This is a genomic window from Mesorhizobium sp. M1312, from assembly GCF_040318115.1.
Lineage (GTDB): Bacteria > Pseudomonadota > Alphaproteobacteria > Rhizobiales > Rhizobiaceae > Mesorhizobium.
In genome coordinates, this window is sequence record NZ_JAMYLQ010000064.1 from 1 (window position 1) to 9,904 (window position 9,904).

At 62.5% G+C, this 9,904-nt stretch carries 6 protein-coding genes and 1 pseudogene; 2 read left to right on the forward strand and 5 right to left on the reverse strand.

The annotated features are described in order from the left end of the window. The 4 genes and pseudogenes from NKH36_RS33880 to rpsL all read right to left on the reverse strand — a co-directional run. Positions 1-85, reverse strand: a pseudogene (locus NKH36_RS33880) (GTP-binding protein); the annotation flags it as partial. Positions 86-152: 67 nt separating this feature from the next. Continuing rightward, positions 153-2,243 (reverse strand): elongation factor G, encoded by a 2,091-nt coding sequence (gene fusA, locus NKH36_RS33885; RefSeq protein ID WP_352966130.1) that lies wholly within the window; start codon positions 2,241-2,243, stop codon positions 153-155. 30 nt (positions 2,244-2,273) lie between these two features. After that, positions 2,274-2,744: a 30S ribosomal protein S7 gene (gene rpsG, locus NKH36_RS33890; RefSeq protein ID WP_008875664.1), complete on the reverse strand. Its 471-nt coding sequence runs from the start codon at positions 2,742-2,744 to the stop codon at positions 2,274-2,276. Positions 2,745-2,829: 85 nt separating this feature from the next. After that, the gene (gene rpsL / locus NKH36_RS33895) at positions 2,830-3,201 is read right to left on the reverse strand and encodes a 30S ribosomal protein S12 (RefSeq protein ID WP_006333356.1); all 372 of its coding nucleotides are present in this window, start codon (positions 3,199-3,201) and stop codon (positions 2,830-2,832) included. Between the two features lie 462 nt (positions 3,202-3,663). Between rpsL and NKH36_RS33900 the strand changes: the two genes are divergently transcribed. Further along, on the forward strand, positions 3,664-3,945 hold the full coding sequence (locus tag NKH36_RS33900) for a transcriptional regulator (protein ID WP_123150797.1): 282 nt from the start codon (positions 3,664-3,666) through the stop codon (positions 3,943-3,945). Between the two features lie 196 nt (positions 3,946-4,141). Beyond that, the gene (locus tag NKH36_RS33905; RefSeq protein WP_352966131.1) at positions 4,142-5,077 is read left to right on the forward strand and encodes a Gfo/Idh/MocA family protein; all 936 of its coding nucleotides are present in this window, start codon (positions 4,142-4,144) and stop codon (positions 5,075-5,077) included. A 349-nt stretch (positions 5,078-5,426) separates the two neighbouring features. On the opposite strand, the gene rpoC is transcribed toward NKH36_RS33905, so the two are convergent. Further along, positions 5,427-9,623, reverse strand: coding sequence for a DNA-directed RNA polymerase subunit beta' (gene rpoC, locus NKH36_RS33910; RefSeq protein WP_352966132.1), 4,197 nt, complete (start codon positions 9,621-9,623; stop codon positions 5,427-5,429). Between the last annotated feature and the right edge of the window lie 281 nt (positions 9,624-9,904).

The window sequence follows — 9,904 nt, forward strand, 5'->3', positions numbered from 1 at the left end:
TCAGCGATGTCTTGCCATGATCGACGTGGCCAATCGTGCCAATGTTCACATGAGGCTTTGTACGCTCGAATTTACCTTTTGCCATGTGATGTCTCCATTCCTGCTCGCCCCGTGCGGGCTTTGAATTAAGTTAGCGCTGCAACCCGTTCTGGTTACGCGTATTTCTTCTGGACTTCCTGAGCGACCGCAGTCGGCACCGGCTCATAGTGATCGAACTGCATCGTGTAGGCCGCGCGGCCCTGGCTCATCGAGCGCAGGTTGTCGACGTATTTGAACATGTTGGCGAGCGGCACCATCGCGTTGATAACCACCGCCACGCCACGGGCTTCCTGGCCCTGGATCTGGCCGCGACGGCCGTTCAGGTCGCCGATGACGCTGCCGACATAATCTTCCGGGGTCACCACTTCGACCTTCATGATCGGCTCGAGCAACTGCACGCCAAGCCTGGGCGCCGCTTCACGGAAGCAGGCACGGCCAGCGATTTCGAAGGCCAGGACGCTGGAATCCACGTCGTGGTAGGCACCATCGATCAGCGTCGCCTTGACGCCGATCATCGGGAAGCCGGCGAACGGGCCCGAGGTCATGACGCTGTTGATGCCCTTTTCGACACCGGGGATGTATTCCTTCGGCACAGCGCCGCCGACGATCTTGGTTTCGAACTGGAATTCGCTGCTTTCCGGATTCGGCTCGAAGAGGATCTTGACGCGGGCGAACTGACCGGTACCGCCGGTCTGCTTCTTGTGCGTGTAGTCCTGTTCTTGGCTGCGGGTAATCGTCTCGCGATAGGCCACCTGCGGCGCGCCGACATTGGCCTCGACCTTGAACTCGCGACGCATGCGGTCGACGATGATGTCGAGGTGAAGTTCGCCCATGCCGGAAATGATCGTCTGGCCGCTTTCCTCGTCGGTCTTGACGCGGAAGGACGGATCCTCGGCGGCCAGGCGGTGAAGGGCGAGGCCCATCTTTTCCTGGTCGTTCTTGGTCTTCGGCTCAATGGCGATCTGGATGACCGGATCGGGGAATTCCATGCGCTCGAGGATGACCGGATGGAGCGGATCACTGAGCGTGTCGCCGGTGGTCGTGTCCTTGAGGCCGGCCAAGGCGACAATGTCGCCGGCAAAAGCCTCTTCGACGTCGGCGCGCGAGTTCGCATGCATCTGCAGCATGCGGCCGATGCGCTCTTTCTTGCCCTTGACCGTGTTGTCGACCGAGATGCCCTTAGTGAGCTTGCCCGAATAGATGCGGGCAAAGGTGAGCGAACCGACGAACGGGTCGTTCATGATCTTGAAGGCGAGCATCGACAGCGGCTCGTTGTCGTCGGCATGACGCTCGATCTCGGCATCGGTCTTGGCGTCGACGCCCTTGATGGCCGGAACATCGACCGGCGACGGCAGATATTCGACGACGGCGTCGAGCAGCGGCTGCACGCCCTTGTTCTTGAAGGCCGAGCCACAGAACATCGGATAGAACTTCACCGCGATGGTGCCCTTGCGGATCAGCGCGCGGATCTCGTCATTGCTCGGCATCTTGCCTTCGAGGTAATTCTCAAGCGCCGTCTCGTCCATTTCGACGGCGGCCTCGATCATCTTCTCACGGTATTCTTCGGCACGAGCCCTGAGGTCGGCAGGAATCTCGACGACGTCCCAGGCGGCGCCCAGCGTCTCGTCGCGCCAGACCAGCGCGTTCATCTCGACCAAGTCGACGACGCCCTTGAACTCGGTCTCGGCACCGATCGGCAACTGCATGACGACGGCATGCGCACCGAGGCGCGAACCGATCATCTCGACTGAGCGATAAAAATCAGCGCCGATCTTGTCCATCTTGTTGCAGAAGATCATGCGCGGCACGCGGTACTTGTCGGCCTGACGCCAGACGGTTTCCGTCTGCGGCTCGACACCGGCATTCGCGTCGAGCAGCGCAATGGCGCCGTCGAGCACACGCAGCGAACGCTCGACCTCGATGGTGAAGTCGACGTGGCCGGGGGTATCGATGATGTTGAAGCGATGCATCTTGCCGTCACGAGCCTTCCAGAAGGTCGTGGTCGCAGCCGACGTGATGGTGATGCCGCGCTCCTGCTCCTGCTCCATCCAATCCATGGTGGCAGCGCCGTCATGGACTTCGCCGATCTTGTGCGACTTGCCCGTGTAGTAGAGGACGCGCTCGGTGGTCGTCGTCTTGCCGGCGTCGATATGCGCCATGATACCGAAATTGCGGTAATCTTCGATTTTATATTCGCGGGCCATGGGAGGTGCCTCTTCAGTCTCGTTCGCGCTTTACCAGCGGTAGTGCGCGAAGGCGCGGTTGGCTTCTGCCATCTTGTGGGTGTCTTCACGCTTCTTGACAGCGGTGCCGCGGTTGTTGGCCGCGTCCATTAGCTCGCCGGAGAGGCGGTCGACCATCGTGGTCTCATTGCGGTTGCGGGCGGCGGCGATCAGCCAGCGGATGGCCAGCGCCTGACGGCGCTCGGGGCGCACGTCGACCGGAACCTGGTATGTGGCGCCACCGACGCGACGCGAACGCACTTCGACATGCGGCGCGACGTTGTCGAGCGCCTGATGGAAGACGGTGACCGGCTCCTGCTTGGTCTTGGACTGGACCTGGTCGAGCGCGCCATAGACGATGGTCTCGGCAACCGACTTCTTGCCGTCATACATGACGGCGTTCATGAACTTGGTGACGATCAGATCGCCGAACTTCGGGTCCGGGTTGATCTCACGCTTTTCTGCACTGTGACGACGGGACATTTTTTCTCTGCCTCAATTCTGCGTGGTGGCCTGGATCCTGTATCGTCGCTTGGCGCCGTCCGGGATGACCTTGGCTACGCTTCGGTCACTTCGGACGCTTGGCGCCGTACTTCGAACGGCGCTGCTTGCGGTTCTTCACACCCTGCGTGTCGAGCACGCCGCGGATGATATGGTAGCGGACGCCCGGAAGATCCTTGACGCGGCCGCCGCGGATCATCACCACGGAGTGTTCCTGAAGGTTGTGGCCTTCGCCGGGGATGTAGCCGATCACTTCAAAACCATTGGTCAGGCGGATCTTGGCCACCTTGCGCAACGCCGAGTTCGGCTTCTTCGGCGTCGTTGTGTAGACGCGCGTGCAGACGCCCCGCTTCTGCGGGTTCTGCTGCATGGCCGGGACCTTGTTGCGCTTCACCGGCGCAATGCGCGGCTTGCGGATCAGCTGGTTGACGGTAGGCATTAAACCCTCTTGTCTCTCAATTCCGTGTCTCGCCCGGTCAGGGCCGCTCAAAGCGTCATTTCCATACGCAAATTCGGGCCACAAACCGCGCCTCGCGGTCTTGCCCGAACAAATGGCAGAGGAAGCGGAAACCGCTTCATGCACGCCGGAAATGTCTTTTCGCTCGTAAAACGAACCCTGTTTGAGGCAAACTCCAAAGCGTGTCGCTTCGGAAGTGAGAGCCTCACATCGGTTCTGACTGGCCGGCTTCTACTCGCAAGCCTGTTGCCCGTCAACCCCGGAGCGCCAAATATTACGCTGAAACCGAGGCTTGGCAGCCATGTGAGAAGCGCATGTAATTTTCTTTCGCCATTTTGCAAGGGGAAGGAAGAAAGTGACCGGCTTTCGGCTGTTGCGCGGCCATGCTTCATGCGAAAAAGAGACATGAACAGCACAAATCCCCTCGCCCGGAGGAATCAGCCCGTGAACGACAATGATGAGCGTCCGGTCACCATCATCACCGGCCGGGCGTGGAAGAGGAAAGACGGCAAGCCGGAAGGCGTCCACGTCATGCTGGTCGCGCCCGACGACGATTCGGCGGTGCGCCGGGCGCTCGAATCGCTCTCGGCCGAAGGTTACGCCGAGGCGGAGCTCGATCAGATCGGCGACCTGGACGGCGTGCCCGACGACGAGCCGCACCTGTCGGCCTATCAAGGCGCGCTCGAAGGCGAAGTGTCGATCGTCACCTTCGACGTGCCAGTCTGAGGCAGGTCCAGTCTAATCAGGGCTAGGCCTAAGCAGGGCCAGTTCTAAGCAGGGCCAGTCTGAAGCAAGGCAGTCTGAAGCGGGCTCTATCTCGGCCCACCGGGCGAGCCTCCCGCGACTTGCTCGGCATCAGTTCTCTGCTAAGAGAACCATCGCTGCCAGGAGCAGTGCATTTTCCCAATCCGCGGAGTCTCCCATGTCCTCGAACAGCAACCCTATCAAGCTCGGCATCGTCGGGGTGGGAAAGATCGTCCGCGACCAACACCTGCCAGCCCTGGCCAAGGACCGGGCCTACCGCCTCGCCGCCGCCGCCAGCCGGCACGGCAAGGTGGACGGGATCGCAAATTTTCCCGATATCGAGGCGATGCTGGACGCGGTCCCGGAGCTTGAGGCCGTATCGCTCTGCATGCCGCCGCAGTTCCGCTACGACGCCGCGCGGACAGCGCTGGCGGCGAAAAAGCATGTCTTCCTGGAAAAGCCGCCCGGCGCCACGGTCAGCGAGGTCGAGGATTTGAAGGCGCTAGCGGTCGCGAACGGCGTCTCGCTGTTCGCCAGCTGGCATTCGCGCTATGCGCCGGCGGTGGAAGCGGCGCGCGCATTTCTCGGCTCGACCCAGATCAGATCGGCAGCCATCAACTGGAAGGAAGACGTGCGCCGCTGGCACCCGAACCAGGACTGGATCTGGGCGCCAGGCGGCTTCGGTGTCTTCGATCCCGGCATCAACGCGCTGTCGATCGCGACCCATATATTGCCGGCAATGTTCATCACCTCGGCAATTCTCGATTTTCCCGAAAACCGCGCAGCCCCGATCGCTGCACATATCGCCTTCCGCACCTCAAACGGCTTGCCGGTGACGATGGAACTCGACTGGCGCCAGACCGGCCCGCAAAGCTGGGACATCCTGGCCGAGACGGACAAGGGCGCGATGGTGCTTTCGGGCGGCGGCTCAAAACTCGCGGTCGACGGCCGCGTCGTTCACGACGAGCCGGAAGCCGAATATCCGATGCTCTACAGGCGTTTCGCCGAGATCGTGCGCGCCGGCATTTCCGATGTCGATCTCGCTCCCCTCCAGCACGTCGCCGACGCCTTCATGCTCGGCAAGCGCAATGTGGTGGAAGCGTTTTACGATTAAGCCGCGGAGCTGTAGGAGTGGCCTTCGCTCCGGTCCTGACCATCTGGCAAGCGTCGCGCCGCCCTCATCTGGCTGCCGCCATCTTCTCCCCGTGAACGGGGAGAAGGACGCCGTTATCAAAGATTTCGCCAATCTCCAGCGTCGCAGAAAGAGCGCCAAGGCTGCGGCCAGCTTCTTTCTCCCCGTTTACGGGGAGAAATGCCCGGCAGGGCAATGAGGGCGGCGCCGGACGATCGAAATAAGTCGCAACACTCGACGACGCCTCCTCCCAGTCCATCGCCAACTCAACACCCAAAAAAGCCGCCGGGTTGCCCGACGGCTTTGTTGCCTGAGATCTATACCGCCGCGCTTACTGCGCGGCGGAAGCCATGTCGGTCAGCATCGGATCGGCGACTTCGACGCCCGACGCCTTGCGGCGCTCGTCGATGATCAGCTCGTCGCGCGAGGTGGCGATGCGCCGGATTTGGCTCATCGTGCCGCCGGTGCCGGCCGGGATCAGACGGCCGACGATGACGTTTTCCTTCAGCCCCTGAAGCATGTCGGTCTTGCCGGCAACCGCCGCTTCGGTCAGCACCCTGGTCGTCTCCTGGAAGGAGGCGGCCGAGATGAACGACGGCGTCTGCAGCGAGGCCTTGGTGATGCCCAAGAGCACCGGCTGGCCTTCGGCCGGCTTCTTGCCGTCCTCGACCAGGCGCTCGTTGACCTCTTCCAGCTCGATCACGTCGACGTGGTCGCCCGGAATGTAGGTCGAGTCCCCCTGCGTGGTGATCTCGACCTTCTGCAGCATCTGGCGAACGATCACTTCGATGTGCTTGTCGTTGATCGACACGCCCTGCAGTCGGTAGACCTCCTGGATCTCGTTGACGAGGTAGGAGGCAAGCGCCTCCACGCCCTTGATCGCCAGGATGTCGTGCGGCGCCGGATTGCCGTCGAGGATGTAGTCGCCCTTCTCGATGACGTCGCCGTCCTGGAGATGGAACGGCTTGCCCTTCGGGATCAGGTATTCGACCGGCTCAAGCGTCGAGTCATGCGGCTCGATGATGATGCGGCGCTTGTTCTTGTAGTCGCGGCCGAAACGGATCGTGCCGTCGATCTCGGCGATGATGGCGTGATCCTTCGGACGGCGTGCCTCGAACAGTTCGGCAACACGCGGCAGACCGCCGGTGATGTCCTTGGTCTTGGCGCTTTCCATCGGGATACGCGCCAGCACGTCGCCGGGGCGAACCTGCGCGCCCGGCTCGACCGAAAGAATGGCCTCGACCGAGAGCAGGAAGCGAGCGTCGCCGCCCTTCGACAGCTTGCCGACCTTGCCCTTGGTATCCTGGACGACGATCGCCGGCTTGAGGTCGTTGCCGCGTGGCGTCGAGCGCCAGTCGATGACCTCGCGCTTGGTGATGCCGGTCGATTCGTCGGCCGTTTCCTGGACGGAAATGCCGTCGACCAGATCCTCGAACGCCACCTTGCCCTCGATTTCGGTGAGGACCGGGCGGGTATAGGGATCCCACTCGGCGATGCGCTGGCCGCGCTTCACCTTGTCGCCGTCGTCCACGAAGATGCGCGAACCATAGGTGACACGGTGCGTGGCGCGCTCCTTGCCGGCCTCGTCGAGGATCAGCACCGCCATGTTGCGGCCCATGACCATCTGCTGGCCGTCGGAGTTGCGCACCACGTTGCGGTTGCGGATCTCGACCTTGCCCTCATACGAGGCTTCAAGGAACGACGAGTCCACCACCTGCGCCGTACCGCCCATGTGGAAGGTACGCATGGTAAGCTGGGTGCCCGGCTCGCCGATCGACTGCGCCGCGATGACGCCGACAGCCTCGCCCTGGTTGACCGGGGTGCCGCGGGCCAGATCGCGTCCGTAGCAGACCGCGCATACACCGACCCTGACGTCGCAGGTCAGCGCCGAGCGGATGCGGACCGACTGGACGCCGGCCTGTTCGATCTGCTCGACGTCGCGTTCGTCCATCAGCGTTCCGGCCTTGACCAGAACCTCACCCGTGACCGGATGAGTGATGTCGTCGAGCGCCGTGCGGCCGAGGACGCGCTGGCCGACGGAAGCGACGACCTGGCCGGCATCGACGATCGGCTGCATGGTGAGGCCCTTGTCGGTGCCGCAGTCGACGGAGTTGACGATGCAGTCCTGCGCCACGTCGACCAGACGACGGGTGAGGTAACCCGAGTTCGCCGTCTTCAAGGCGGTATCGGCCAGACCCTTGCGGGCGCCGTGGGTCGAGTTGAAGTACTCGAGCACGGTCAGGCCTTCCTTGAAGTTCGAGATGATCGGCGTCTCGATGATCTCACCGCTAGGCTTGGCCATTAGGCCGCGCATACCGGCAAGCTGGCGCATCTGGGTGGGCGAGCCGCGCGCACCGGAGTGCGACATCATGTAGATCGAGTTCATCGGCTTTTGTCGGCCATTGTCCTCGAACTCGACCGCCTTGATGCGGGCCATCATCTCGTCGGCGACCTTTTCCGAGCACTTGGCCCAGGCGTCGACGACCTTGTTGTACTTCTCGCCCTGCGTGATCAGGCCGTCATTGTACTGCTGCTCGTATTCCTTGGCCAAAGCCTCGGTGTCGGAGACCAGCTTGATCTTGGCGTCCGGGATCAGCATGTCGTCCTTGCCGAACGAAATGCCGGCGCGGCAGGCGTGGCTGAAGCCGAGGGCCATAATGCGATCGCAGAAAATGACCGTCTCCTTCTGACCGCAATGGCGGTAGACGGTGTCGATCATCTTGGAGATGTTCTTCTTGGTCATCTCCTGGTTGGCGGTCTCGTACGGCACGTTGACGTTCTTCGGCAGAAGCTCGCCGATGATCATGCGGCCCGGCGTGGTGTCGTAGATCTTCGACACGACCTTGCCGTCCGCATCGACCGTGCGGAAGCGGCCCTTGATCTTGGAGTGCAGCGTCACCGCCTTGGTCTCGAGCGCGTGCTGGAGTTCGCCCATGTCGGCAAACACCATGCCCTCGCCCGGCTCGTTCTGGTTGACGATCGAGAGATAGTAGAGACCCAGAACCATGTCCTGCGACGGCACGATGATTGGCGCGCCGGAAGCCGGGTGCAGGATGTTGTTGGTCGACATCATCAGCACGCGGGCTTCAAGCTGTGCTTCGAGCGACAGCGGCACGTGAACTGCCATCTGGTCGCCGTCGAAGTCCGCATTGAAGGCCGTGCAGACCAGCGGGTGAAGCTGGATCGCCTTGCCCTCAATCAAGATTGGCTCGAATGCCTGGATGCCGAGGCGGTGCAGTGTCGGCGCACGGTTCAGAAGCACCGGATGCTCGCGGATGACCTCGTCGAGGATATCCCAGACCTCCGGACGCTCCTTCTCGACCAGCTTCTTCGCCTGCTTGACTGTGGACGAATAACCCTTGGCGTCGAGACGGGCATAGATGAAGGGCTTGAACAGTTCGAGCGCCATCTTCTTCGGCAGGCCGCACTGGTGCAGCTTGAGCTCCGGACCGGTGACGATAACCGACCGGCCGGAATAGTCGACGCGCTTGCCGAGCAGGTTCTGGCGGAACCGACCCTGCTTGCCCTTCAACATGTCGGACAGCGACTTCAGCGGGCGCTTGTTGGCGCCGGTGATGACGCGGCCGCGACGGCCGTTGTCGAACAGCGCGTCGACGGCTTCCTGCAGCATGCGCTTTTCGTTGCGCACGATGATGCCGGGCGCACGCAGCTCGATCAGCCGCTTCAGACGGTTGTTGCGGTTGATCACGCGGCGATACAGATCATTCAGATCCGACGTGGCGAAGCGGCCGCCGTCCAGCGGAACGAGCGGGCGCAGGTCCGGCGGGATCACCGGAACCACCTTCATGATCATCCATTCCGGACGGTTGCCGGACTCCATGAAGTTCTCGACGACCTTGAGCCGCTTCAGATACTTCTGCTGCTTGAGCTCGGACGTGGTCGAAGCCAGCTCCGAACGCAGGTCGCCGGCGATCTTCTCCAGGTCCATGCCGGCCAGAAGGTCGTGGATGGCCTCGGCGCCGATCATGGCGGTGAACGAATCCTCGCCATATTCGTCGACGGCCATCATATACTCTTCCTCACTGAGGAGCTGGTGCTCCTTCAGCGCGGTGAGGCCGGGCTCGGTGACGATGTAGTTCTCGAAGTAGAGAACGCGCTCGATATCCTTCAGCGTCATGTCGAGCAACGTGCCGATACGCGACGGCAGCGACTTCAGGAACCAGATATGGGCGACGGGCGCGGCCAGCTCGATGTGGCCCATGCGCTCGCGACGAACGCGCGACAGCGTGACTTCGACGCCGCACTTTTCGCAGATGACGCCCTTGTACTTCATGCGCTTATACTTGCCGCACAGGCACTCGTAGTCCTTGATCGGGCCGAAAATACGCGCGCAGAACAGGCCGTCGCGCTCCGGCTTGAAGGTGCGGTAGTTAATGGTCTCCGGCTTCTTGATCTCGCCGAACGACCAGGACAGAATCTTCTCAGGGCTGGCGAGCGAGATCCGGATGGAATCGAACACCTGCGCAGGCGCCTGGGGATTGAAGAGATTCATGACCTCTTGGTTCATGCCGTTCTCCTTTTCGGGGTCCTCGAAAACCCCTTGCATCTAGCGCGGGCCAAACGCCCGCCGACTTGTCGGCCAACGGCCGAAGAAACTTCTTGTTTGAGCATGATCTCGGCCGAAAACCGGTAACCACTTTTCGGGATCATGCTCGGCGTGGGGGGGGGGGGGGGGGCGCGCGGCCGGGGGCGGGCGGGGGTGGGCGAGGGGGCGGGGGGCGGGGGCGGGGGCGTGGCGCGGCGGGGGGCGGTGGGGGGGGTGTGCGGGGTGGGGGGGCGGCGGGCGGG